Source organism: Paenibacillus xylanexedens (assembly GCF_007680605.1).
Classification (GTDB): Bacteria; Bacillota; Bacilli; order Paenibacillales; family Paenibacillaceae; genus Paenibacillus; species Paenibacillus xylanexedens_B.
Map to the genome: position 1 here is coordinate 369,899 of NZ_VEIO01000002.1, position 26,953 is coordinate 396,851.

Genomic DNA, 26,953 nt, shown 5'->3' on the forward strand with positions numbered 1-26,953 from the left:
GATTAGAGTTCCCGAGTAGAGTTCCCGAGTAGAGTTCCCGAGTAGAGTTCCCGAGTAGAGTTCCCGAGTAGAGTTCCCGAGTAGAGTTCCCGAGTAGAGTTCCTTTTCGCTGTCCAACTGCGCTAACGATCACAGGAAACCTTATTTCGGCATTTAACGCCACATTTTAATTCTAACGATCGTGAGAGACGTTATTTCAGTAAAAAGGGTTGGAATTCCATGCCAAAGTGGGCAATTTGCATAAATAGGCTCCGCTGTGATCGTTAGAATTTCAAAGTGACGAAAACAGCCCGAATAGCGTCTGCTGTGATCGTTAGAAAGACCCGCGAGCAAGTTACGCCATATGATCGATGATTGCAGAAAATCAGGTCTATCTAATGTAAATTTAGAAGTTGAAATTTTTAGCGAATAAAGTCGAAAAATATCAACCTATATTATATTTTCTGTGATAGTATAGCAGTATATTCCAGACGTTATCGGCAATACGGGGGTGTTCCGCGTTAAACCGTCCCGGAGTATACACAGGTGAAAAGGGAGAGCGATGCTATGGAGCGAAGGTTGGTTTTGAGGGTTACAGCAATCTGCATGATTATAAGTTTGGTTCTGACGATGTGGGGGAGAGTGCCTGTGGTACTCGCCGCTCTGGCTCAACCGACAGTTGCCTCTAAGGTAGAAAGCATTGAGGTTACCGGCTTTGAAGCCGGTGCTGTACTGAAGCTCTACCGGGTCAATGGCGGAGGACTGGTAGCTACGTCTCCACCCGTTTCAGACACATACCTGTTTGAGCAAGTCGTCCCTGATCGTTGGGAGTATTATGTAACACAAACGGTAAACGGTGCAGTAAGTGATGGCTCACCTTTTGTTAATGCAAGTCTCCGCACTCCGCAAGCGGAAGGGGATGTGGAGCAAGTAAAGGTTAGCAATGTTTACCCCGGAGCGGAAGTGAAACTGTATGAATCCAACGGGACACCTGTTAGCATCACCGCTGAATTACAATCCCCTAACACGGTGCTATTCAAAAACGTGACGGCAGGAACAGGTTACTATGTTAATCAGAAATTCAATGAAGTCGTTAGTCTAGGTTCCAACCAAGTGAATGTAACTCCCAAAAGGCCTGTAGCCCAAGCAGGACTGGAACCCGAACCCGAACAGATTGTAGTCAGCGACTTTCATGCGGGTGCCATTCTAAAGCTGTATAAGGTAAGTGATGGTGAATTGATAGCTACTTCGCCTTCCGTAACGGATGTTACGTATACGTTTAAGGCCGTGGTGCCTCAAAAGGAAGGCTATTATGTAACCCAAACATTAAACAATGTCCAAAGTGAAAATTCCGATTTTACGAATTCCATTTTGCGAAAACCGCAAGTCATTGTGGATGCTAATTCAATCAAAGTCAGCAACATTTATCCAGACGCAGTCGTTACGTTACACAATCAGGATGGAACTTTATTTTCTGACACACCTGATCAGCAGAATGGAACAATTATTTTTCCTAATCTGAACAGTCGTTCCTACTACTTTGCGAAGCAAACGATCAATGAAGTTGTCAGGGATTCTGATGTCGTTTACGTATCACCAAATATTCCCGGGCAACCTGTAGCTGAAGGCAAGGAGGAAAGCATTGAGGTCAGCGGTTTAACATCCGGAGCGATCCTGAAACTGTACCGCGCATCGAATGGCTCCCATGTAGCCACGTCGATTCCTGTAACACAGAGCCCATACCTGTTTCAGTTCGTTGAGCCTCAATCCGGGGGAGGATACTACATTACTCAGACGGTTAACGGAGAGGCAAGTACGAATTCCGAATTCGTAAATTCCATTTTGCGAAAACCTCAAGCCAGCGCTGATTCCAGTTCGGTCACGGTCAGCAATGTATATCCAGGAGCAACCGTTTCTTTATACAAATGGACTACTGGGGGGCTGGTTTCATCAAAGACAACAAGCACAGGACAGTCAGAAAATGTAATCTTTACAGGGTTGGAGAAACGAACCGCATATTATGCTGTACAGCAGATCAACGGTGTAATAAGTGAATCCACCAGCAACGTCGAACTTTCCATCTCCAAGCCTGGCAGTCCGACAGTAGTAACAGGAACAGAATATATTGACGTAAGCGGATTCACAACAGGAGCTGTCTTGAAGCTCTATCTGGTAGAGGGCAACGGCATATTGAAAGCTACCTCCGAACCTGTTACAGGAAGCACATATCGTTTTGAAAATGTAATACCTGATAATAGAGAGTACTATGTAACACAAACCATAGACGGTGAAGAAAGTGATAATTCCGTTTTTGTCGGTGTTCAATTGCGGAAACCTGTAGGGAGTGTAGGTATCGGATATCTGGATGTTGATCAGGTTTATGATGGAGCGACGGTCAGCTTATACTTAACGAACGGTACCCTGGTTTCCAGTGCGCCTGAACTGCAGTCCGACGGCAAAATGCGATTTGACAATCTGCCAGCAGGCGGCGAGTATTACGTAGTGCAGCGTATAAATGGTGTGGTTAGTGAAGCAACACCTTGGTTGAAGATTCCTACCGTTCCTCGTGCGCCAAGGAATGTAAAAGCAACCGCAGGCAATGGTCAGGCGACGATCACCTTTGATGTTCCACGTGAGGATGGGGGCAGTCCGATCACCGAATATGAAGTGACAGCTTCCCCAGGTAATATTCAGGTAAAAGGAACTTCAAGCCCAATGATCATAACAGGTCTGACCAATGGCATAAGTTATACGTTTGCGGTTAAAGCGATTAATGTAGTAGGTAGCAGTCTAGCATCTACTCCTTCAAACACCGTTATTCCTGCGTTGCCTTCAAGCGGAGGTGGTTCAGACAACAGCTCTGGTTCAGGTGGGGTAACGACCGGTGGTACATCATCGACGCCACAGCCGGGCATCAATCAAGGCATCAATGTTTTGGTTAATGGTGTATCCGAACAGATCGGTTTCTTAACTCAATCGACCAAAGATGATCACATTGTAAGCAAGGTTAGCATGGATCCAGAAAAATTAAAACAGAAGTTGGCTACCGAAGGTTCAGGTGCTGTGGTTACCATTCTGGTGCCTTCTGGGGCAGACGTATTGGTTGGTGAACTGGACAGCTCCATGATTCAAGAGATGCAAGCATCCCGCGCGGTTCTGAAATTACAGACGGATTTTGCAACGTACAGCCTTCCTGTCAGCCAGATTTCACTTGATTCACTTGCCAAAGGTTTTGGCGAGGGAACTGCCTTGCAGAACATGAAGGTACAAGTGGAGATAGGCAAACCTGCTAAGGCGGCAAATGATGCTGTAAATCGCGCTGTGCAACAAAATCAATTTACACTTGAAGGTGCACCCGTTGAATTTGCAGTGAGGGGTGTGTACGGCGATCAATCCGTAGATATCCATCAATTTAACACGTATGTCGAGCGAACGATCACTCTTGAAAATGGTAAAACCAATTCCGGTATTACTACAGGTGTAGTTGTTAACCCGGACGGAACCGTACGGCACGTACCTACTCGTATTTCGCTCAGAGACGGACGCTATGTAGCGGTAATCAACAGTCTGAGCAACAGCACGTATGCCCTGATTCTGAATCCCGTTCAATTCAAGGATATGGTTGGACACTGGGCACAGAACACCGTAAATGATATGGGTTCCAGAATGATCATTGAGGGAACGGGAGATGGAAACTATAGTCCGAATCGGCAGATGACCCGCGCCGAGTTTGCCACGATCATTACACGAGCGCTGGGAATTGCACCAACAGCCGTGAATAATATGTTCTCTGACGTACCTCAGAAAGCGTGGTATTCAGCTGCGATTGGTAGCGCCCATGAGTATAATCTGGTTAACGGTTATGCAAATGGAAGCTTTAAACCTGATCGTAATATGACCCGGGAAGAAGCTATGGTTATATTAGCCAGAGCATTGGAACTGGCAACACCATCCGCAACGATATCAGAGGCACAGGCCCAACAGATTCTTGCGGATCATGGGCTTGAACAAGGCGTATCCTCCTGGGCGGTCAAGAGTGCAGCGCAGATGATTGAAGCAGGTGTGATCACGGGTCGAGGCAGAACCGAATTGGCACCTGATGCATTCGTTACCCGCGCCGAGGTGGCTCAGATGGTAGCACGCTTGCTTGCCAAAGCTAATCTGATTTGAGCAGCATGTAAGCTAGGGTAATTAAATTGACTTGACTTAACTTAACTTAATTATTTTAGAGCTAAAGTTATCGTAAAAGACCGCATCACCCTAACGATAGGGGATGCGGTCTTTTATTCAAACATACTCTCTTCAAACACTGTCCCTTCGCTTACACCTATGATTCAAAACTCGAAGCTTTCTCCGTCCAACGGAAGGAGTACACTATCTTCCAACTGCTCTTTTGCCAGATAAGCGGCTAGATCAGCACGTGTTGTCATACAGTGGTTGATGACATCCATGTGAACGGCGATGAGGTGAGCGGAAGGTGCGGCGTGTTTCACGGCAACAACGTCGGGTCCATCCATCGTGATGGGATCACCCTGCAAGAAGCGTGCACCCCCGGCATTGAGTACAATGACCTCTGGTTGATATTGCTTGATCGCTGCCGCGGGCTCATCACACCAGATCGTATCTCCGGCAATATAGGTGACCGGTTCTTCATCCGCTTCAAGCACAAAACCGGATACCTTACCCATACGTTTGCCAATCTCCCCTGTACCGTGCTGACCGGATGTACGCGAGAATCGCACCGAATGATGCTCATGCTTCACGTCAACAGGCGTTACATCCGTAAATCCCGCTTGTATGAAAATAGGCTCGTCCCCCGGCTGACACAGCAATGGGATATCTTTTTGCAGTTGATGTGCGGCTGCTTCATCCCAATGGTCGGGATGGGTATGCGTCACAATTAGCAGATCGGGTTTGAGATAATCCGTTTCAACCTCGGGAAGAGGGATTCCAGGATTTCGCAGCTCATTGGGTGTGTTGGGAAAAGCGGGCATGCTCTCGGCATCCATTAGCATGGGGTCAACCAGAATCTTTAGACCACCGTATTCCAGCCACAGGGTGGCATGTCGAATCAATTGGATTTTCATTTGATTTGCACTCCTTCGGGTTCTCTCTTAGTATTATCTTATATGTTATACAACCCGATTCACGTCGTACATAACCTGCTGAATGCATATCGGCCCGACTATTTTCAAGGTGAAAGGAATGCTGAGTACCTATGAACGAAATGATAGACGCTACAGATGTACGCATTTTACAGATTCTGATCCGGGATGCGAAGCGTTCGAACAAGGAGATTGGAGAGGAAGTGCATCTGACAGGACAAGCGGTTGGGGCGAGAGTTCGCAAGTTGCAGGACCTGGGGGTTATTGAAGGGTATACGGTAAAATGGAACCCGGACCGCCTCGGCCTTGGCTTGAAGGCATTTGTCACGGTATTTCTGAACTCTGGCGATAAACATGCTGCCTTTCGTGCGTTTGTGGCAGGGCGCGAGGACATTGTTGAAGTCCACCGGGTAAGCGGGGAGGGATGTTACCTGATGCAGGTGCAGACAGGAACAACGGAGCAACTCGGTGAACTGCTGGAAGCGCTGCTGCCGCTAGGTAATTATAGGGTAAGTTTATCCATTGGAGTGGAGAAATCACCGTCCTGAACTCCCGGCACATCGGCCCTGCTTCATGACAAGGGTGGCTACATGAGCCTGACTTGGACAAGTTTAATCCAGATCAGGCCCTTGATGTTCACGTAACGTCTTTTGGAGAGTAGCCAAGGAGGACTGTAGCTCTTTTTTTCCAAACAAATGGTCCGTATGAATGTGAACTCGAGTGCCGTCCTTCAGATACAAGGCGTACATGGGGGATGCGGATAATTGCCATTTGCTTCGTGCTGGGGTAGCGAGCTCAATCTTGCGAATCTGGTTCCATGGAATATCGCGCTGACCCGCATGGAGAGAGTGTTCATCCCATGAGACGAGGATCGCCACGCGCTGCATGGAACGGGTCCAAAACATAAAGAAAAACGGCCCCACCATCCACATGCCGAGTATGGCAGCCATAGGGTAATAGATTTTTTCCACACTCTCGGTCTGCCCGGCAACGATAACCCATAAGAGCAGTACACATAAGGCGAGAAACAGGAAACATAGGCTTCCTTTCCAGATCGCTGTGATGCGACGATAGCGAATTTCCCCCTGATGGTGTTCCTCAGAAGTTGCAGGCAACATCATCGTCATCTCCTTTTCTTACCGATTTATATGTAAAAATGCCGCCTGCACGAGCAGAGCGGCCGGTTTGACCTGTCACTCCTATATCAAGTTTACGAGTTCATGCGGTCTTTAGGTAGGACAGTTTTGAACAATTATCGAATTTAAATCTTGGCAGTTTCGAGACACATTACCCCGACTTGCTGGGTTGCTGCCCTGCTTCCCGTGCGTGCTGGTACAGATCCGCATAAACGCCTTGGCTCGCAACCAGTTCCTGATGTGATCCTTCCTCGACGATAGACCCTTGTTCCATGACCAGAATCCGGTCAGCATGCATGACTGTAGACAGGCGATGTGCAATCACTATGGTTGTTCTGCCTTGAGATACGGACTCGAGTGCATGTTGTACAAGTTGTTCGGTGTGTGAGTCCAGATTGGCCGTAGCTTCATCCAGAATTAGAATCCGTGGCTGAAATACAACGATTCGTGCAAACGAGATCAGCTGTCGTTCCCCTGCGGATAACCCGCTTCCGCGCTCGGACAGACGGGTGTCATAGCCTTGCGGCAAACGACTTATCATCCCATCTGCCCCAACAAATCGGCATGCTTCTATCGCTTGCTCGCGTGTAATATCCTCCCTGAACATTCTCACGTTATCAATAATGGTACCGGAGAACAGGAAAGGCTCCTGTTGAATCAGCCCCACAATCCGGTGGAGCGCGGCTTGCGGAATGTGGCGAATGTCGGTGCCATCGATTTGGATATTGCCCTGATTGACGTCATAGAACCGATTGAGCAGGGAGATCAGTGTGCTTTTGCCCGCTCCGGTTGTACCCACAATACCGACCATCTCCCCAGGGTACAGGTGCAGATTCATATGTTGAATAATAGGGCGATCCGCCTTGTAACCGAAGGATACATCATTAAAGTCAATCTGACCCATCACATGTTGTGACTCCAGAGGAGAAGCTTGATCAGGGGACGGGTCATGTACTTCAGGCCTTGTGTTCAAAATGTTCCAGATCCGATCCATCGAAACCGTGGTCGATTGAAAGGTATTCCACTGCATTGTAATCTGGTTGATCGGTTGAAAAAACTGACGAATGTAGCTGATAAACGCATACAGCACCCCGACTTGCAAAGACTCTCCAAGCACGGCGCGACCACCCAGCCACACCATCATCACCAGCGCCGCGTTACCAAGGATGTCAAACGTCCGGTTAAAAATAACATTGGAACGAGCCTGTGTAATGTTTGCCTCCAGATGAAGGGCGTTCTGTTCTTTGAAGCGTTTCTTTTGCTCGTCTTCCTGGTGGAACGCCTGAATCAGGAACATGCCCGACAGGTTTTCCGCCGTAAACGCGATTAGACGGGAAAGGCGTGTGCGCGCGTTTTGATAGGCGCTCCGCAGTCTGCGGCGGAACAGGGCAGCCACGACAGCGATGACCGGAAGTATGATGAGTGAATAACTGGCGAGCATGGGATCGAGCTGAAACATGAAAAAGATAATGAGCACCAGCATCATGCCATCCCGGATCAGACTGAGCAATACCTGGGTGAAGAAGCTGCTGATCGTCTCCGTATCACTGGACACATTGGTCACCAGACTGCCGATATGGAAGCGGTCGAAGAAGGACATGGACATTTTGGAGATATGTCTGAACAAATCCTTGCGAATGCGGGAGACGATGCTCTGACCGACATGTTGCAAGAGATTATTTTGTATATAGGTGAAAATAAAACTGATTACAGCCAGCCCCAGAAAAACGGCGGCGAGTTTAACGAGAAACAAGGTGCTGGTTTGACCTACGGCCAGATGGTCATCGATAGCGATTTTCACGAGATAAGGCTGCAACAAGTCGGCGGATATGCCGAGCAGGGAGCAGAAGAATATGCCGGCGAATGCCCAACGATGCGGTTTGGCATAGCCCATCATTTCTTTAAATGAAGCACGTTTGCTGTGATGATCCTTGGTGGAGGCCTCCGATTTTACGGCTGAGTTGTCGGAATGACTGCTATTGTCCGAATGATCGGTACGTTTAGAATTATGGTTCTTAGAATTATGGTTAGTGTGTTTAGGATTTTCATCCGTATCAGACATGATGTAATCCCTCCTCCTGCAAGCGATAGGTCGCCGCATATAGCCCTCTGGCAGCCATCAAATCCGCATGCGTTCCTTGTTCAACAATCTGCCCTTCATCCAGCACAAGAATGACATCCGCATGACGGACTGCACTGATACGGTGAGAGATGATCAAGGTGGTTTTGCCTTTGCCGATCTTACGCAGACTGCGGAGGATGCCTGTTTCGGTAACGGCATCTACTGCACTCATACTGTCATCCAAAATCAGGATTTGAGCCTGCTTGATCAATCCGCGAGCGAGACTGGTACGTTGCCGCTGTCCGCCAGACAGTGTAAGTCCACGTTCACCCAGCAAGGTATCGAAACGATCAGGGAAACGCACAATATTTTCATAGATCATCGCTTGTTTGGCGCTGTCTTCTACGTCTCCCATAGGTGCTTCACGGTTGCTGAATGCAATGTTGTCCCGTATGGTGGTGCTGAATAAGAAGCCGTCCTGTGGGACGAAAGCAATTTGAGACCTGAGACTGTCCAGTGACAGTTCCCGAATGTCTGTGCCATTGATGAAAATGCTGCCTTCTGGCGGCTCGTATGTACGGAGCAGCAACTTGACCAGTGTGCTTTTGCCTGAACCTGTTTTACCGACAATGCCAACCGTACGCCCCGCATGAATCTGGAGCTGGATATGTTTTAGCGCGGGCGATGAGCTGCCTGGATAATGGAACGTCAAATCGTTGATCTTAATTTCCTGCATGTTTTCCAGTGTTTCTGCCTCAGGGATTTCCTGTACATCGGGTTCTTCACGGAGAAGATCATTCACTCTTTCGAGCGAGGCTCCTGAACGTTGCATCGTATTAATCACGTTACCAATCTGCTGAAGTGGACCCATGATGATTCGCAGATACAAGGTCAGAGCGACAAAGCTACCTAACGTAATGGAGTTTTGCATTGTCAGAATGCCGCCAACCAGCAGCGAAATTACGAGAGACGTTGCACCGAGCAATGGAAGTGTGGCCTGAAAAAGGGAAGATAGGCGAACTAACCGTAGCTGTTTATGTTTGATATCATCCACGGTTGCGCCAAAACGTGAACGAGCGTTATCCTCGATGGCAAATGTTTTGATCACGCGAATCCCGCCAAGCTGCTCCTCCGCAGACTCCGTCATTGTGGCGAGCGCCTCTTGCACATCACGGGAGCGCTTTCGAATCCGTGGGCCGAAGAACACAACCAGGAATGGAATGGCGAGCAGAGGTACAATGCTGATCAGGATCAGTGTCAGCGGAATGCCGCTAAGCAGCATCATTACTACACAGGACAATAATAGAAAGGCAGCATTAGTCATCATCGTAACCCCGTTGGATATGGCTTCCCGGACGGACGTGACATCATTCATAAAATAGCTGAGCAGCTTGCCGTTGCCCTGTTTGGAAAAATAGTGCTCGCTAAGCTCGGAAAACTTGCGGAATATCCGCTCGCGCGTTATAAATTCAAATCGCCGGCCCAGCTTCATAATCATGAACTGGCCGGTACCAAACAGCAGGTTGTATGCAATTGCAATCGCAAGTAGCGATAAGCTGTAACGGATCACCGTCTGCATCTGGAGTGTGTTTTGTAGGAGTTGATCCGTAAAGTTGCCCAGAATACGGGGCAGGGAGGCCTGACCGACATTGGACGCAATAATCAAAAGAACAGCCAGGAGATAGATAGGCCAGTTGGATAACACATAACCGCGCAGCAAACCTTTTTTGGACATAGGTGTGGTTTCTCCTTTGTTACGAAGTCAAGAAAAGGGCAGACACCTTATCGTAGCGTGTCATGCCCTCTTACTTTATGCGAACTTGTTTGTTATTTATCCGTCAACCGATGAATCGTTCTATTTATATTTTCGCGCTAATATGAGTCGTTGTCAATGCACGCTGCCTGGTATGAAGAGAGGGAAGTAAACCCTTGAATGTATACCGTATTTCCTCTGTCAGAACCGTGCAAACGAGGTTTTCCAGGGTGAGATGACAGCATAAAATACGTTGTCGTTGCACCGCAAATCATATGCATGGTTATGAAGTATTATTCACCAAATGCGAAAAGAACTGAAACATTTTACGAAGATGTCCCGTCTGTAGGGATGAAAAGATGAAAAACAGGATGTACTAATCATAATGGAGGTGCCAGGAAATGAAACATAAAAAAGGATTGGCTGCTACACTTGCGCTATGCGTTTCTCTGACAGCAGGAGGTGCTTCGGTATTTGCATTTTCCGACATTAAGGATGAGGGCCAGAAGACGGTTGTAGATACCTTGAAATCGAAGGGGATTGTAAATGGAGTAACGGCGGATCTGTTCCGACCAGATGTTGCTTTGTCCGAACCGCAGGGAATTCAGTTAATTGTTAAAGCATTTGGTTTGAAAAATGCATATGCGGAAGCTTCCGCGCAGAACAAAATCAGCCCAGATACCTGGTATGCGGATGCTGTGCAAGCGGCAACTCAGAATGGCCTTTCCGTTCCGGTAGAAGTGAATCCGCAAGGCAAGATGACGCGTGAACAATTTGTTGTTTTGCTGCATGAGGGAATTAACACGACCGGTAATTATCCGGTAATCATGAAGTATAATGAAGTGAAGGATGAAAAAAAATTAAGTAAGGACGCCATATCTGCGGTCCAGAACTTGCTGAACATGAACATCATTGAACTGGACAAGGACGGAAACTTCCGCCCGGATCAGTCGCTTACCCGTATGGAGGCAGCAAGCATGATTTTCAATGCCCTTGAGTTTGTGGCTCAGCATAGTGATGACGGTTCAACCGAACCGGCTCCAACGAATCCCGGTGAAGGTCAGCAAGCCATCGTGCCTGCGGTAACGATCAGCAAAGTGGATGACAAAACAAGTAAAGTAACCCTGACTGCTGAAATGCCGCATCCGGGTTACGGATTGAAAATTGATGAAGTGAAGCTGGAGAAGGATAAACACGCTATTGTCAAATACTCCATCGTGCAACCTGATCCGGATATGATGTATCCAATGGTGATTACCAAAGTAACGGCAGAAGCCGAAATTCCGACAGGGTACACTGCTGAAGCGCAGCCTTCCGGCAAGTAAATCCGCGTAAGGAAGGGAGATCACCTCACCTGCTGCCTGCTAGGGATGATCGAGCCAACTTGAAGTGAACCCAGAACCAAGAAAACCAGAAAACCAGAAAACCAGAAAACCAGAAAACCAGAAAACCAGAAAACCAGAAAACCTCTAACTAACCATATTCTCTATAGAGGGGTGCTAGCCAGTTACCAGTCAAGTGATCTGGTTAGTTATCCAACCGAGGGGAAAAGTTTGGGCAGGTGGTTTTCGTATGATCAGGTTAGCCAGTAGTTACTGGCTGGCCTTTTTTTTTGTGCGTGGAGAGCCTGAGTGATGAGTGAGCTTGAAGCGCTAACGATCACCACAGAGCTTATTTTGGCGAAAATGAGGTGTCTTAAAATCTAACGATCCTCAGAGACGCTATTTCAGTGGATCTGGCCGAATATGCCGGGAAACAGGCCGGAAATCGAAAAATAAGCTTTCTGGTGATCGTTAGAATTTCATTCAGGCGAAAAACGGCTAATTAGCGTCTCCTGTGATCGTTAGCCGAAGTAGCACAGCACGGTGAATGAATTAAGCATGACTGTTAAGAAAGGGAACAGAGCATAACAGATATAGAATAAGTAGGACACTAATATTCTGAAGTAGGAAGTTTCATAAAAGCAGAAAAAGTAGAGCAGAAGAAAAAATACATCTGAGGCGGGCATACACTAGTAAAAATAAATGCATCAGAAGCAGAAAACAACAAAAGTAGAGCGAATACATCAGAGAACTGGGACAGAGAAACAAGATCTTCCCTAGCGGAAGATCCTGTTTACTATACCAGTGACAGTATGCTTTATAGGCCAGTGGGTCTGAGTCTAGATGGTGCACGGTGTTATCCAACCAACAGTCTAACAAGTCATACACACGTTTTAATCCTGTAACAACCTTCCATTATCATGCCACTGACCATACAGTCGATTGGCCTTCGTATGTTGGATGAACTTATCAAGTCGGCTTTGAAAGAGATCGGGCTGCCGTTTCACACTCTGGATTGTGTCGATTCGTACGCGTTTATAGAGGAGAGGGAAAGCTGTGAAATGATCATACACTTGTCTGTCCGCAGTTAACCTCTGTTCAATCTCGGCATCGACAACAAAAGCATCTGGATTCATGTTGGGCAGCACTTTTCTACCCCCATCTTGCATCAGACCCAGCCTTTCTAATCGGCGCACGCGCTCCTTATTGAGCTCTGTCCATGAGCTTTTGCGACTACGGGGAGATAACCTTTGTAATAACAGGCCATCGGAAGTTTTCTTTTTGACGCCATCAATCCAGCCAAAGCACAATGCTTCTTCAACAGCATCCAGATATAAAAGGGTATCCGGGCGCGGCTTCATACTCACAGGAACCCAGCAGCAGGACTCTGTAGTTCCGTGTTCCTGTAACCATTGTCTTAACTCTTCTCTGGATGTAAAGGTGAGTGTTTTTTCGAGTGGAGCAGGTGGCATCATATCCAAGACCTTTCATGTTGCGTTGTATCTAACACCTTCATATTACAGGATATTTAAGACCTTCATGCTGCACCATATCCAAGACCTCTTATCAGGCACAATGGATTTCAAGCATTAGAGAATTACTTCGCAGTATTGGAGTCCTCATACCAGAACCTGGAATAGTCATTCATGACAGAAGCATGTCCGAGCTGACGCAACATGGTGGATATATTGCCCCGGTGATAGGTTCCGTGATTCACCAGATGTAAGACGATTTCCGCGAAACGGGTTTGACGCACGCCAGCAAAGGGATTGTCGAGCAGAAGCGCCTGCTCCAGATCCTTATGCTGACTGAACCAATCCAGGTATTGATTGGATAGTTCGGCATAACGTTCGAAATATTTTTCTATTGTGGCAAACGTTTCCCCGTTACGCGGCATGCAGATTTGTAAAGCTTCAGGCATGCTGGTTCGGGTTAGCACCAGGTACCACATCTGATCCACAGCATACATATGACTGAGCGCATGGGCGAGGGTAGGAAAAGAACTGTTCACTTCCTGATGCAGCACAGAAGCTGGCAACTCCTGAATGCGTTGCATAATGATCTGCGAAGCCCAAACATGATAATGATACATTTCTTCTAGGTGATTCATGAAATATCGTCTCCTTTATTTTAGCGAATGGTGGGATGGTCATAGTAGATCCCTTCCTTGTTGCTGAAATAAGTATAAAAAAAGAAGTATGACAACAGCGTGTCATACTTCTTCTTTCACTTCACAAGACTCCCATTATGTGGATTCAACGATTGTGTTTGTCGTAACGTTTCAGTGCATTTCGTAGTTGCGTCTCCAGAACATCCCTCAGTGCTACAGGTTCCAAAACCTCTGCGCCACTTCCCAAACTCAGCAAAAACGACCATAACCACGGGGCTTGGAGCGGTTTATGAACCTGAACGCGCATCGTCATACTGCCGTCCTCATGAAATTGTTTGTCTGCCTGCTGAAAATGATCGAGTGCTTCCGCGAGTGCATCCGGGTATACGCGAAATACCACATCTGTCATGTTTTCCTTTGCGACAGGGAAAATAGCGGACGGCTCTTCCGTGGGGAGAGCAGGCGGTTCGAAATGACGGTTGGTCAGATGCACGTTTAACATCCGTGAAAGTCTGAATTCCCGATAATCCCGCCGGATACGACAATATCCATAAACATACCAGCTACGGTATTTAAACTGCAATCGAACAGGTTCGATTTCTCGGGTCGTGCGCTCATTTTTGGAATTAATGTAATCAAACTGAACGACATGATGTTGCATGATTCCTGCACGAAGATGCGAAAGCGAGTCAGGCTCAGTTCGGTACGTATTCAGGTCTACGGTTAAGCTTGCTCTCTCATGCTGGTCTCCAATTGTCTGCAAACGTTCGATTGTACTCTGTGCACGCACATCGTTAAATACGGTAGAGAGGCTGGTGAGCACTGTAATCAGCGCATCCACATCATAGGAGCCGAGCAAGCTTTTATCCATTTTATATCCATCCATAATGCCATATCCGCCATTCATTCCCTGATGCGAGACAACCGGAAATCCGGCTGCGCAGATGACATCAATATCCCGATAGATCGTTCTGGGCGATACTTGATATTCCTCGGCAAGGGTAGAGGCAGACAACACCTCATGATTGAGTAACTTGTATATGATCGAGACTAACCGTTCCAGTTTCAATAGAACCCCACCCGTCATCACTTCTTTTCCAATACAGGCCATAAGTATATCACAGCCAAGGCAGGGACTAGCATGCATCTTCACTAATCAGTTCAACGGAAATGCAATGCGTATATCACTAAAAAAAGAGTGCAGATTCGCACTCTTCTAATATTAGGAGCATCTTCAACCAAACTCTCCAGCCAGAACCTGTCTAGTCCTCCTGCACGTTATAAAGCACCCGTGCGAGCAGACCTTGACCATAATTGCCGAAGTTTTTGCCGAAAATCGTCAGGCCGCGTTTGTTGACCGGGCCGTCTGTGACAGCGATGCGGAAGTGAATATCACTTTTGTAATCGAGCCCGATATCATCCAGGGTAACGTCCGAGATTTTGCATCCGTCGATATAGCTGCCTTCCTTCGTAATGCGAATCAGCTTCAGCATACCGTACTGATTCAGGTGAGGAGGCCACCAGTCCGGATTAAACGTACCGCGTGTATCGCCGAAATCTCCTGGACTCGTCCAGAGTCCGATTTTTTTGCCATTGATGTAGAAGTAAATATCTGACGGATAGTTGTCACAGAATCCAGGGGCTTCTGAACCGAGCTCCATGGAGAGCTGAATCTCGCTAAACGTCTGGTTGGGCTTCAGGTAGTTGGGAATTCGGTATTCCAGATATCCTTCCGCTAGCCAAATCATCTCGGCATCGATCCGAAGCGGGTCGGCAAAATAGCGAGGGTCATCAAACTCCCCGATAATGCTGTCTTTCGTAGCAATACCGCATGTGGGTGCTGCCTGATAATCACTGTAATGCCCAACCTGGATTTCTACCTCGTAGCGGTTGTGGATCTCCTGTGAACGCAGGTCAACCATCAACTTTTCCTCGTTAAGATAACAGATCTTCTGAATGCCGTGTTTGCCGACCGCCGTGTTAATCTCAATTAATCCGCTTTCCTCCAGTTTTTTGATATGCATTGTGATCGCGCCGTTACTAAGTCCGAGCTTGGTTGCGAGGTCGTTGAGATTAAGACTTTGGTTTCTGGCCAGCAACTCAATAATCTGAATGCGAATTTCGGAGCTGAGTGCTTTGAAAATGTTCACACCTGACATCAGATCTTTAATATAAATCATAGGTGGATGTCCTTTCCCCGTTCTGAACAAAGCCTATTTACACAGACTCTTGCACATTTGACTGTTTTATTTCAGATAATTATAAATCATTACATGCTCGAAAGAAAGAGCGGAGAAAAGTGAGATATACCCTATATATACAGTAAAATAATTAAAGCTCATACGAGATTTTATCTCCACATACTTAAAATAAAAACTTAAATTAATTCATAAATATTTGAAATATACCATTGAATTGTAATGTAACCGCTTTTATAATCCTATTATACTTAAATTGATTTAATACTTCATGAACCAAAGCAACCATTTATTCAGGAGAGGCGGCGTTCCGGTATGGAAAAGTTCAGTTCATGGAAGAAGTTGAGGAGTTTGGAGTGGAAGAAGTTGAAGCGGCTGGAGTGGCAGACATGGAAGGATTCTAAAACGGTGATAGTGGCATCAGGCTCAGGCTCAGGCTCAGGCGAATCAAGGGATTCAGTTCATTCGCGTGGCTTGAAAAGCTCGAAGTTTTCATCCAAAAGGCGTTGGGTTTTACCTGCATTGTTGGTGATGGTGCTAGTGCTTGCAGGACAGTCTCGGGCTTTAGCCGCGTTTTGGAATCTATCGGGAGATATCGCCGTTCATGATCCGACGATCATCAAAGAGGGCAATTCCTGGTACACCTTTTCCACGGGTCCGGGTATTCAGGTGCTGAAATCCGATAACGGAACGTCGTGGTATCGTGTGCCGCAGATTTTTCTGAGTGAACCCTCCTGGTGGAATTCGGCTGTTCCTGCACAGAAAGAGCTGGATGTATGGGCACCGGATGTACAACGTTATAACGGCAAAGTATGGCTGTATTATTCCATTTCGACCTTTGGTTCCAATAGATCGGCTATTGGTTTGGCATCTGCAAATAGCGTTGGCGCAGGGCAATGGAAAGATGAAGGGCTTGTGTTGCAATCCAATACATCGAATAACTACAACGCCATTGATCCGGAACTGGTTATTGATGCTTCAGGCAATCCATGGCTGGCCTTTGGATCGTTCTGGAGCGGTCTGAAAATTGTAAAACTGGACAAAAACACGATGAAACCGACAGGTAACATATCCTCGATTGCAGCACGTCCGAATAACGGAGGCGCAATCGAAGCACCGAGTATCACATATCGCAACGGATATTATTATTTGTTTGCCTCTATTGATTCCTGCTGTAAAGGTGTGAACAGTACCTACAAAATGGTCTATGGTCGTTCCACCAGCATTACGGGCCCTTACGTCGATAAAAACGGAGTCAATATGATGAACGGTGGCGGCACGATTTTGGATACAGGTAATGTGAGATGGAAAGGACCGGGTGGGCAGGACGTGGTTAACGGCAATCTCATCGTACGCCATGCTTATGACGCAACGGATAATGGCAATCCGAAATTACTGATTAATGATTTATTATGGGACGGAAACGGATGGCCGACGTATTAGTATGATTTTTATTTTATGAAAATATAAAATGTTTTAATAAAGTATTGACTAAAAGGATCTGGATTTGATAAATTTAACAACAGAAATGCTGATTCATGGTATTGAATACGTTTACAAGTCCAGATCAGGAGGGGTTCATATGGTCAAGAGAAAGAGTTGGGTCACGTTTATGCTGCTAGTGCTGGTCAGTGCACTGGTGCTTGCAGGTTGTGGAGGGGGAAGCGGAAGTTCGAGCGGAGAAAAAGAACTGACGTTTATGTTCCGCGGCGGCACGGATGAGCAGAAGGCGTATCAGGCTGTCGTGAAGAAGTTTGAAGAAGAACATCCCGGCGTCAAAGTGAAAATTATCGTTACCGCTGCGGATCAATATGCGACAAAGCTTCGAGCGGCGATTACAGGCAATAGCTTGCCAGACGTATTTTATTTCACACCGGGTGATATGAAGGCCTATGTTAACAGCAATGTGCTCATGAATCTGACTCCGTATATTGAGAAAAACAAAGAGATTAATCTGGATAATATCTGGAAGTATGGCGTTGACTTGTATCGTTACGATGGCAAGATGGCAGGGCAAGGCGACCTTTACGGTATGCCTAAGGATGTCGGGCCGTTTGCACTGGGTTATAACAAGACCCTTTTTGAAAAAGAAGGTATCCCGTTCCCTGACAAGGACAAGCCGTATACTTGGGAAGAGTTCATTAAGGTAAACCAGCAAGCAACGAAGGATACGAACGGAGATGGTAAACCGGACGTATTCGGCACAGGTTTTAACGTACAGTGGGCACTGCAAGCTTTTGTATGGAGCAACGGGGCTGACTGGCTGGACGAGAGCAAAACGAAAGTCACCATCGATGATCCAAAATTTGCTGAAGCGCTGCAATTCTTCGCGGATATGCAGAACAAGTACAAGATCACTCCTTCCATTGAGGAGGCACAAACGCTTGATACGTATCAGCGCTGGATGAAGGGCGAGATGGCGTTCTTCCCTGTAGGTCCGTGGGATATGAGTACATTTGAAAAGCTTCCATTCGATTATGATCTGTTGCCTTTCCCGGCTGGATCCACAGGCAAACCAGCGACATGGATCGGCTCCCTCGGGATCGGAGTATCTGCCAAAACCAAACACCCGGAAGAATCTGCTGCATTGGTAAACTACCTTACTGCGTCAAAAGATGGCATGAAACAACTGGTAGACGCGAAGGTGCAAATTCCGAATTTGCTTGATATGGCAGATGAGTGGGCGAAAGACACCTCTACCAAACCGGAAAACAAACAGGAATTCATCGATATCGTAAAAGACTATGGACGTGCGTTGCCAGGTAACTATACGTACAACGCGGAGTGGTACGACATGTTCTTCACCGACATTCAGCCGGTACTTGATGGCAAGATGACTGCCGCTGACTATGTGAAGCAACAACAACCGAAGATGCAGAAACTGCTGGATAAAGCGGTGGAGCAGGAGAAGAAATCACAGAATAAATAGAGAGACAAGGGATGCCAGCAGCCTGAACCGATGCTGCTGGCATTTGTTTTTTAGAAGATACTAAATTGAGCTAATTTTTACATGTTGTAACGGAGTGAACGATGTAAACGGTTTGTTTAATTTTATCGCCAGATTCCATACGAGCATGTGGCATGTATTGACCGGAACAGAGCAGAAGCCATGATTCAAAAAGGCCAATCGATGTATGCCACATGCTGATCTTAGAAACAGGGGTGAACACGTGAATACGAAATCGAGTTTGTATCGCAAAGAGATGATGTATGGATACTTGTTTATTTTGCCCCCCGTTTTGGGGCTTGTGATCTTTGTATTGTTTCCGTTCCTCTATTCCCTCTATGGTTCGTTCACCGATTGGGACGGACTGGGGCAGATGAACTTTATCGGGCTTGCCAATTTCAAGGATTTGTTAACCGATGATCTATTTTACAAGGCGATGTTTAATACGTTTTACCTGATGCTCGGCATCCCGATTGGTCTGTTGCTGGCGCTCTTGCTGGCGATGGGATTGAATCGTAAAATTCCGGGTACAACCACCTTTCGCGTGATCTACTACATACCGGTTATCTCTTCCTTGGCGGCGGTATCCATCATGTGGAACTGGGCGTACAACGGAGACTATGGTCTGGTGAACCAGTTCCTCGATCTGTTTGGTATCAAAGGCCCGAACTGGCTGGCAAACAAAGATACCGTAAAACCCGCACTGATTATCATGACGGTCTGGAAAGGTCTGGGTTATACGATGCTCTTATATCTGGCGGCACTGCAAAGTGTATCCCGTACCTATTACGAAGCCGCCGAGCTGGATGGCGCGAATGGATTTCAGATTTTCCGCAATATCACCTGGCCGATGGTGAAGCCCGTAACCTTTTTCCTCGTGGTGACAAATATCATCGGTGGTTCTCAAATTTTTACCGAGATGAATATCATGACACCGACAGGTGGGCCGGAATATGCATCGGCTTCAATCGTCTTTTATATCTGGCAGAAGGCCTTTAGCAACCTGCAGATGGGTTACGCTTCTGCGATGGCGATGATTCTGGGTATCTTCATCTTTGTGATTACGCTTATCCAATTCAAACTTAACGAAAGATCAGCCTACGACGGGGATTAATGGGCGAGGAAAGGAGTGGAACGGAAGATGTCTTATAGTCAAAGAAGGAAAGTAACCAATTCTATTATATTTATCGTTCTGTCCATCGGCGCAATTGCGATGATTGCGCCTTTGCTCTGGATGCTGTCCACCTCGCTCAAGGAGAAACAGGATGTATTCGCGCTTCCTCCGGTGTGGATTCCGGAAGTGTTTCGGTTCGATAAATATCAAGAGATCTGGGAGGCAGGACCGCTGCTCAGCGGGATTAAAAACAGTCTCATTGTAGCGCTTAGTGTGACAGTAGTTGGGACATTTACGTCAAGTCTTGCGGCATTTGCTTTTGCCAAGTTAAGATTTCCACATAAGAACAAACTATTTCTCGCCTTGCTGGCTTCGATGATGATTCCATATCCGACGGTGATGATTCCGCAATTTATTATGTTCTCCAAGCTGGGCTGGGTGGACACTTTGCTACCGTTGATTGTACCGGGACTATTCGGGAATGTGATTATGATCTTTTTCCTGCGGCAATATCTGCTTAGTGTACCGGATGCAATCATCGAAGCGGCGAAGATCGACGGAAGCTCTTACTTCCGGTTGTATTCCAGCATTACGTTTCCACTGATCAAACCAGCCGTGGCTGCGCAGCTGATCCTCTGGTTTATGGGCATCTGGAACGATTATCTGGCACCGATTATTTATCTGAATTCACCTGAAAAGCAAACGCTACAACTTGTCATAGCCAACTTTAACGCGACCTATGCGATTCAAACAGATTATCCGCTCATTATGGCGGCGTCGATTGTGGCTCTGCTACCGGTTCTGATCATCTTCCTGATCTTCCAGAAGCAGATTATCGAGTCGGTTGCGATCTCGGGGGTCAAGGGGTGATCGGCATGAGAGGATGGAGAGTATGGAAAAAACCGGAGAGACGGGAAGAGTGGAAGGGAGCGGAGGGGAAAAAAGGACGAAAAGAAGAGTTGAATGAAATGAAAGAATGCAAAGACCGGAAATACGATAAATATTGGACGGGGCTAAAGGGGCGACATAGGGCAAGGAAGGGAGTTATGGTATTGATGTTACTGATGCTTCTAGGTACGGTAGGCTGCGCAGATGGCGGGGACACGGCGAAACCTCCGGTGTTTCCGGAAGCTCCGCAGGATACCAAAATGTATGATCTTACGATTCTGGATGATGAATCCAAGTGGACGGTTAACAATGCACACGATCCTGCGATTATCAAAACAGACCAGGGCTACTATGTCTATTCCACAGACGTTCGAGTAGCAGGGGAGCCGAAACCAGGCGTAATGGTCCGTAAGTCAGATGATTTGATCAACTGGAAATGGGTCGGGCAGGCTTTGCCAGGTATCCCCAAGGAAGCACTCGATTGGACAGGAGCGACGAACCTGTGGGCACCGGATATTATGAAAGCAGGGGACACGTACCGACTGTATTATTCGGCTTCGAGCTTTGGCAGCACGCAGTCCGCCATCGGGTTGCAAACCTCCAAGTCTCCCGAAGGGCCGTGGAAGGATGAAGGACTGGTTGTGAAGACGGCTGGTCAGGAAAAAGACGGACTGAATGCCATTGATGCCAATCCGGTGCTCGATGCCGTAGGCAACCCGTGGATGGTATATGGTTCATTTTTCGACGGGATCTATATTGCACCGCTTGACCCGGACACGGGCAAGTTTAAGGAAGAAGGATATGGTACGCGCATCGCCGCAAGAGATCGTGCCACCGAAGAGGGCGCAGTCGAGGGGCCATATATTGTGTATAATCCCGAGTTTCAAAAATATTACCTGTTCGTGTCTTATGATTCTCTGTTCGAAGACTATAACGTGCGGGTAGCTCGCGCCGACTCCATCACAGGGCCTTATACAGATGTGAACGGTAATAAAATGTTGGATACGGAGCATCTGCCGCAGTATGAGATTGGCACCAAAATTCTGGGAGGATACCGATTCTCCGAGGGAGAGGGTTGGGTTGCTCCCGGACATAATTCCGTACTGAAGGATGGCGACGATTATTACATCGTGCACCATGCGCGGGGCGAGACCGATAAAAACTGGCCGTATCTGCATGTTCGCAAAATGCTGTGGACCAAGGATGGCTGGCCTGTCGTGTCGCCAGAACGTTATGCCGGAGAGACGGCACAAGACATTCCCAAATCGATGATTGCCGGAACGTGGGAAGGCATGACGCTTGATCCGTCTGTGAACGGGCAAGAACAGGCAGTGCCATATACGCTTACGAGCAAAGGCAAAATCGAAAGCGAGAACGGTTCAGGCACCTGGACGTTTGATGGCAAACAAACGTTAACGCTGACGTGGAAGGAAAGCCCATGGGGCGGTGCTTCCACGGAAGAGCTGAAGCTGCTCCCATCCTGGGATTGGGAGCGAAGCCAGCCTGCGCTGGTGGTGACCGGCCTGAATGACCGCGGCATCGCGGTCTGGGGCAAACAAATCAGCGCAGCTGAGAAGTAGACCGCTGCCCCCGGAGGGTGGTCAGCGAGGGGCACGGACATGATATCGTCCGTGCCTAGACTCAGGCAACGTGCGCTGGCGAGAACAGCGCAAGCACATCACATGTGGCGCAAGCCAGTGAGCGAGAGTGCCGCACGAGCGCTTGGCGCCAAGGGCACCAGCAGTGAGAGGGGAGGAAGGAGCCGCGCGTGCGAGTTTGCCATCCGATTTCCACTGCCGGAGCGGTGAATGGAAGAAATCGGAGGGCAAGGAGAGCAGCAAGGCCCTGCCGCCCGCGAACGCCCGCTGTGCCTGAGCACGGCCACGGGGAGAGTTGACCCGGCAAAGCGGTCAACGCCACAAGCTATCGAGCCAACCTAAAGGCTCGAAGCTCGATGTGTGTCAGCGAGCGAAAACATCGCGAGCAAGCAGTGCAGAGGGGCACCAGCAGTGAGAGGGAGGAAGGAACCGCGAGTGCGAGTTTGCCATCCGATTTCCACCGCTGGGAGCGGTGAAGGAAGAAATCGGAGGGCAAGGAGAGCGCCAAGGCCCTGCCGCCCGCGAACGTCCGCTGTGCCCCTCCAACCCTGCTCTCCATGTTTTTGCAAGCACACTGAGCACGTCATAGATTCAAGCCATAACCACATATATGAAAGGGGTTCATTCCCATGACCAATTCCATTACATTTACCAATCCCATGCTGGAGCAGCGCGCTGATCCTTGGGTGTACCGTCATACAGACGGGTACTATTATTTTTCTGCTTCCGTACCAGCCTTTGACCGAATTGAAATTCGGCGAGCAACGATGCTGGAAAGCTTGAGAGATGCCGAACCCGTAACCGCTTGGACGAAGCGTGAGACTGGGCCAATGAGCGCAAACATCTGGGCACCGGAGATTCATTTTATTGATGGCAAATGGTACATATACTATGCGGCGGCACATACGAGTGAAACGAACGAGGGACTATTCGATCACCGCATGTATGTACTTGAGAACGATTCCGCTAATCCGCTTGAAGGAACGTGGGAGGAGAAAGGGCAAATTCGAACCAAATGGGAGAGTTTTGCTCTAGATGCCACGACCTTTGAACACAGAGGCATTCGTTATCTGGTATGGGCCCAGAAAGATCCGGGCATTGACGGCAATTCAAACCTCTATATTTGTGAAATGGAAAATCCATGGACGCTGCGCGGAGAACAGGTCATGATCACGACACCTGAATATGACTGGGAGATTATCGGCTTTAAAGTAAACGAAGGCGCAGCCGTGTTGCATCGGAATGGTCGTCTGTTTATCAGCTACTCAGCCAGTGCAACCAATCATCACTACTGCATGGGGCTACTTACGGCCGATGAAGATGCTGATCTGCTTGATCCGGCAAGCTGGGAGAAATCACCGGAACCGGTATTCCAGACTTGTGAAAAGAATGGACAATATGGTCCGGGACATAACAGCTTTACCATTTCACCAGATGGCAAAACCGACATTCTGATCTATCATGCACGCAACTACAAAGAGATAGAGGGAGATCCGCTATACGATCCGAACCGCCATGCCCGCGCTCAGGTGATTCATTGGAATGAAGATGGAACACCGAATTTCGGCATTCCTGTTCCCGATGGGCAAGTTGTCGCAGAGGTGAAGTAATAACGTATTGGATAAAGTATAAGTGATGAGAGTCTTTGGTTAGCAGAGCATGCTAATAAAAGGCTCTTTTTTGATATGTATGATTTAAGACAATCGATTCAAGAAAGGTTAATAAGGATTAGGAGCTGAAGGCTAATTAAGAAATTTCGACCGAGAAAGCAACCGAAGAGAGGCAGAAGCGTATACCATTACATCGAAAAAATGAAAATAATTTAAGCGGATTGACTTATTATCTTCAGCTTCAAAGGCTTGAACGTGATGTTCAGAATTCTAACGATCACAGGAGACGCTATTTAGCCGTTTTTCGCCTGGTTGAAATTCTAACGATCACAGGAGAGCTTATTTGCGAGATTTGATGTGAAAATGAGTATTTATCATGCGTTTTCAGCGAAATAAGGTTTGTGGTGATCGTTAGAATTGGAGATAGCTCGATATCGGTCAAATAAGCTCATCTGAGATCGTTAGATTAAATAGAGAGTGTGCAAAGCGCTTAAAACCAAAACCAAAACCAAAACCAAAACCAAAACCAAAACCAAAACCAAAACCAAAACCAAAACCAAAACCAAAACCACTCAGTTTAAACTGTTTTCTACATATTCTCGGTGTTTTGTCATGATGTATTAAGCTGAGAATGAGCTAGGACAGGTTTAAATTGGGGGATCACACTACAATATTCAGGAGGATAACATATGGAATCACGCGAGATATTGGACGGGGAGCTTGAGCAGATTTTAAAATGGGAGAAGGAACAGAAGGATCTGTTCATATGGGATAAAATCGGACGTTTGCCATTTGCCATGCTGGATAAAGTGATGCCGAAGGCGATCAAACAGAAGATCGGTGACGCGCTGAACGAAGTGGGGCAGTATTTGCAAACGGGTGGCAAGTTTCTTGTTCAGAAGAAAAAAGTAGCCAAGCTCCTGCAACAGGAAGCCGAGTGTTCGGGTTACCCTATGACATCTGATTACATCTACCGATTAGAGCAGGATACAGACACAGTGAACACGGCCAAAATTCATAGTGTGGAAAAACTACCGCTGGAGGTGCTGGACCGCGTGGCAGACAGCATCACCGAAAGTCGAAGCAAATTCGCTGCGGCACAAGGAGCCGCGACCGGATTTGGAGGCATCGTCACCATTGCTGCGGACATTCCGCTCGTGATGGGACTTTCGCTGAAAGTATTGCAAGAGATGGCGCTGTGTTACGGGTATGATCCCGATGATCCGCTGGAGCGTATCTTTATCGTAAAATGTCTGCAATTCTCTTCTGCCGATATTGTGGGCAAGAAAGCCATCATTGATGAACTGGCTGATTACGATAATCCAGACAAGCAAGTTGAAGTGATCTCTCAAATGCAAGGATGGCGTGAAGTGTTCAACTCTTACAGTGAATCTTTTGGCTGGAAAAAGCTGTTCCAGTTGGTGCCCATTGCAGGCATGATCTTTGGTTCGGTCAGCAACAAAAATACCATTCAGGATGTCGCTGAGGCAGGCAAGATGCTCTACAAAAAACGACTGATCCTGCAACGCTTGAAATAGATAATTCCGCCTGAGGCTGTTGATGGTAAGTTAATATTACTCTAGATGACTAGGAAAGCGAGTTCTAAGACAGGACTATATGATGAAAAAAAGGCTCCTGCCGATCTGCATGAATTCAGATACGGTCGGGAACCTTTTTATTTGTATTTGATCAGCATAGTGGAAGCGAATTTTTGGAAATTCAACGCTCTCCAGAGAGGTTATTTCATCACTCTTTCATTACCTATATATATTAAAACCAGGATATAGTCGAAAGAACTTACTCCCCGCTCCCGTTTTCTTGTGCCCAACGATTGAGCAACTTGTCAGATGGTAGCAGGAACGTAAAGATACCGATCAGTGGCAAGAAGCTGCATATTTGCATGACGGGTGAAACGCCGAAGGCGTCGATCCAGTTGCCGAGCACGAGTGCCCCAAGGCCACCCATACCAAAGGCAAGACCCGTAATCAGACCAGAAACCGTTCCGATTTTTCCCGGAATGAGCATCTGAGCGTATACCACAGTGACGGAGAAGCTGGATAACATGATAAAGCCAATAATCGTCAGCAGTACGCCTGTCCAGAACAGGTTGGCATAAGGTAATAGCAACGCCAGCGGTGCGGCCCCGGCCATGGAGAGAAAGATCATGTTACGTTTGCCGAATCGGTCTGCGAGCGGGCCACCAAAGAATGTGCCTAGTGCGCCGGCAGCCAGGAAGAGGAAAATATAAATTTGCGCATCTTCCGTGGATAAACCAAACGTATCCTTCAGATTAAAGGCATAAAAGCTACCGATTGAAGCTACGTACCATGAACGGACAAATACGAGCAGAATCAGGATCGTAATTGCGGCAGCAATTTTTTGACGTAATGCTGGATTGGGAGTACGACGGGCAGCTGCTTGTTTACGCAAATATGCGCCGGATTGCAACATCTGACCGTACCAACGTGCGACGTAGAGCTGTACAGCAATTCCCATCGCGGCAATGCCCGTAAAGCCGATGGCACCAAACAACCCAAACGGGATAAAAATCCAGCGTGTCAGTAGCGGTGCAAGGGATTGTCCAGCATTACCACCCACTTGAAAAATAGATTGTGCCAGTCCGCGGCGTTGGCCCGCAGCCATATGGGATACCCGGGAGCCTTCCGGATGAAAAGCAGCGGAGCCGAGTCCGACAAAAATGACAGAGATGAGCACCATCATATAACTGTCGGCAAAAGCGAGTAGCAACATGCCCGTAAACGTGAAACCCATGCCAATCGGCAGGATCGATGGAGTAGGTTTTTTATCAGCAAACCAGCCGACAACAGGCTGCATAATCGATGCGGTAAAGTTGATCGCAAAAGCGATCCAGCCGATCTGAGTGTACGTTAAATGCATGGAGTCTTTTAAGATAGGAAATATTGCCGGAATGACAGACTGAATGGAATCGTTCAACAGATGCACCAGACTGATGGCAATAAGTATCCGGTATACGGTGCCTTGGGCATCCAATCCGGGCGGGGCTTTCGAACGCGCTACGGCGTCCTTGGCTAATGTAGTTTGTGTAGACATGTTCAGTTCTCCTTTGGTCGCGGTCACGAGGGATCAGCGCCTATGTTAGATTCTATGCA

Annotated in this window: 20 protein-coding genes; 11 read left to right on the plus strand and 9 right to left on the minus strand. The window is 47.5% G+C overall.

The genetic code is table 11. From position 1 onward, the window contains the following. Nucleotides 1-546: 546 nt before the first annotated feature. Entirely contained in the window at nucleotides 547-4,149 is a 3,603-nt protein-coding gene (locus FS818_RS16215) for an S-layer homology domain-containing protein (RefSeq protein ID WP_145333184.1), read from the plus strand. Nucleotides 4,150-4,313: 164 nt separating this feature from the next. On the opposite strand, the gene FS818_RS16220 is transcribed toward FS818_RS16215, so the two are convergent. Further along, complete coding sequence (locus FS818_RS16220; RefSeq protein ID WP_145333185.1) at nucleotides 4,314-5,066, minus strand: MBL fold metallo-hydrolase; 753 nt, start codon at nucleotides 5,064-5,066, stop codon at nucleotides 4,314-4,316. Nucleotides 5,067-5,197: 131 nt separating this feature from the next. On the opposite strand from FS818_RS16220, the gene FS818_RS16225 reads away from it, so the two are divergent. Beyond that, nucleotides 5,198-5,632: an Lrp/AsnC family transcriptional regulator gene (locus FS818_RS16225; RefSeq protein ID WP_145333186.1), complete on the plus strand. Its 435-nt coding sequence runs from the start codon at nucleotides 5,198-5,200 to the stop codon at nucleotides 5,630-5,632. A gap of 63 nt (nucleotides 5,633-5,695) precedes the next feature. Here FS818_RS16225 and FS818_RS16230 read toward each other — a convergent pair whose 3' ends face one another. The 3 genes from FS818_RS16230 to FS818_RS16240 all read right to left on the minus strand — a co-directional run bounded on the left by FS818_RS16230 (nucleotide 5,696) and on the right by FS818_RS16240 (nucleotide 10,017). Then, a complete protein-coding gene (locus tag FS818_RS16230) occupies nucleotides 5,696-6,202 on the minus strand; it encodes a hypothetical protein (protein ID WP_145333187.1) in 507 nt (168 codons plus the stop codon). A 169-nt stretch (nucleotides 6,203-6,371) separates the two neighbouring features. Then, a complete protein-coding gene (locus FS818_RS16235) occupies nucleotides 6,372-8,117 on the minus strand; it encodes an ABC transporter ATP-binding protein (RefSeq protein WP_260989901.1) in 1,746 nt (581 codons plus the stop codon). Nucleotides 8,118-8,274: 157 nt separating this feature from the next. Beyond that, the gene (locus FS818_RS16240) at nucleotides 8,275-10,017 is read right to left on the minus strand and encodes an ABC transporter ATP-binding protein (RefSeq protein ID WP_145333189.1); all 1,743 of its coding nucleotides are present in this window, start codon (nucleotides 10,015-10,017) and stop codon (nucleotides 8,275-8,277) included. Between the two features lie 419 nt (nucleotides 10,018-10,436). On the opposite strand from FS818_RS16240, the gene FS818_RS16245 reads away from it, so the two are divergent. After that, nucleotides 10,437-11,360: an S-layer homology domain-containing protein gene (locus FS818_RS16245; RefSeq protein ID WP_145333190.1), complete on the plus strand. Its 924-nt coding sequence runs from the start codon at nucleotides 10,437-10,439 to the stop codon at nucleotides 11,358-11,360. Nucleotides 11,361-12,250: 890 nt separating this feature from the next. On the opposite strand, the gene FS818_RS16250 is transcribed toward FS818_RS16245, so the two are convergent. The 4 genes from FS818_RS16250 to FS818_RS16265 form a co-directional block, all read right to left on the minus strand. Then, on the minus strand, nucleotides 12,251-12,832 hold the full coding sequence (locus FS818_RS16250) for a YdeI/OmpD-associated family protein (protein ID WP_260989890.1): 582 nt from the start codon (nucleotides 12,830-12,832) through the stop codon (nucleotides 12,251-12,253). A gap of 122 nt (nucleotides 12,833-12,954) precedes the next feature. Continuing rightward, nucleotides 12,955-13,467, minus strand: a complete 513-nt coding sequence (locus tag FS818_RS16255; RefSeq protein ID WP_145333191.1) for a DinB family protein — start codon at nucleotides 13,465-13,467, stop codon at nucleotides 12,955-12,957. A gap of 145 nt (nucleotides 13,468-13,612) precedes the next feature. After that, a complete protein-coding gene (locus FS818_RS16260) occupies nucleotides 13,613-14,536 on the minus strand; it encodes a helix-turn-helix transcriptional regulator (RefSeq protein WP_145333491.1) in 924 nt (307 codons plus the stop codon). 193 nt (nucleotides 14,537-14,729) lie between these two features. Continuing rightward, a complete protein-coding gene (locus FS818_RS16265) occupies nucleotides 14,730-15,647 on the minus strand; it encodes an ArsR/SmtB family transcription factor (RefSeq protein WP_090918400.1) in 918 nt (305 codons plus the stop codon). A 549-nt stretch (nucleotides 15,648-16,196) separates the two neighbouring features. Between FS818_RS16265 and FS818_RS16270 the strand changes: the two genes are divergently transcribed. The 8 genes from FS818_RS16270 to FS818_RS16300 all read left to right on the plus strand — a co-directional run bounded on the left by FS818_RS16270 (nucleotide 16,197) and on the right by FS818_RS16300 (nucleotide 25,360). After that, nucleotides 16,197-17,108, plus strand: coding sequence for an arabinan endo-1,5-alpha-L-arabinosidase AbnA (locus FS818_RS16270; RefSeq protein WP_145333492.1), 912 nt, complete (start codon nucleotides 16,197-16,199; stop codon nucleotides 17,106-17,108). A 139-nt stretch (nucleotides 17,109-17,247) separates the two neighbouring features. Beyond that, nucleotides 17,248-18,594, plus strand: a complete 1,347-nt coding sequence (locus tag FS818_RS16275; RefSeq protein ID WP_145333192.1) for an ABC transporter substrate-binding protein — start codon at nucleotides 17,248-17,250, stop codon at nucleotides 18,592-18,594. Nucleotides 18,595-18,835: 241 nt separating this feature from the next. After that, the gene (locus FS818_RS16280) at nucleotides 18,836-19,726 is read left to right on the plus strand and encodes a carbohydrate ABC transporter permease (protein ID WP_090918396.1); all 891 of its coding nucleotides are present in this window, start codon (nucleotides 18,836-18,838) and stop codon (nucleotides 19,724-19,726) included. A 27-nt stretch (nucleotides 19,727-19,753) separates the two neighbouring features. Beyond that, nucleotides 19,754-20,596, plus strand: coding sequence for a carbohydrate ABC transporter permease (locus tag FS818_RS16285; protein ID WP_145333193.1), 843 nt, complete (start codon nucleotides 19,754-19,756; stop codon nucleotides 20,594-20,596). Between the two features lie 182 nt (nucleotides 20,597-20,778). Continuing rightward, a complete protein-coding gene (locus FS818_RS16290; RefSeq protein ID WP_145333493.1) occupies nucleotides 20,779-22,194 on the plus strand; it encodes an arabinan endo-1,5-alpha-L-arabinosidase in 1,416 nt (471 codons plus the stop codon). 51 nt (nucleotides 22,195-22,245) lie between these two features. Continuing rightward, nucleotides 22,246-22,422: a hypothetical protein gene (locus FS818_RS28825; RefSeq protein ID WP_186375510.1), complete on the plus strand. Its 177-nt coding sequence runs from the start codon at nucleotides 22,246-22,248 to the stop codon at nucleotides 22,420-22,422. A 419-nt stretch (nucleotides 22,423-22,841) separates the two neighbouring features. Continuing rightward, nucleotides 22,842-23,822, plus strand: a complete 981-nt coding sequence (locus tag FS818_RS16295) for a glycoside hydrolase family 43 protein (protein ID WP_145333194.1) — start codon at nucleotides 22,842-22,844, stop codon at nucleotides 23,820-23,822. 689 nt (nucleotides 23,823-24,511) lie between these two features. Then, complete coding sequence (locus tag FS818_RS16300; RefSeq protein WP_145333195.1) at nucleotides 24,512-25,360, plus strand: EcsC family protein; 849 nt, start codon at nucleotides 24,512-24,514, stop codon at nucleotides 25,358-25,360. A 259-nt stretch (nucleotides 25,361-25,619) separates the two neighbouring features. Here FS818_RS16300 and FS818_RS16305 read toward each other — a convergent pair whose 3' ends face one another. Next, complete coding sequence (locus FS818_RS16305) at nucleotides 25,620-26,894, minus strand: MFS transporter (RefSeq protein ID WP_145333196.1); 1,275 nt, start codon at nucleotides 26,892-26,894, stop codon at nucleotides 25,620-25,622. Nucleotides 26,895-26,953: the final 59 nt, after the last annotated feature.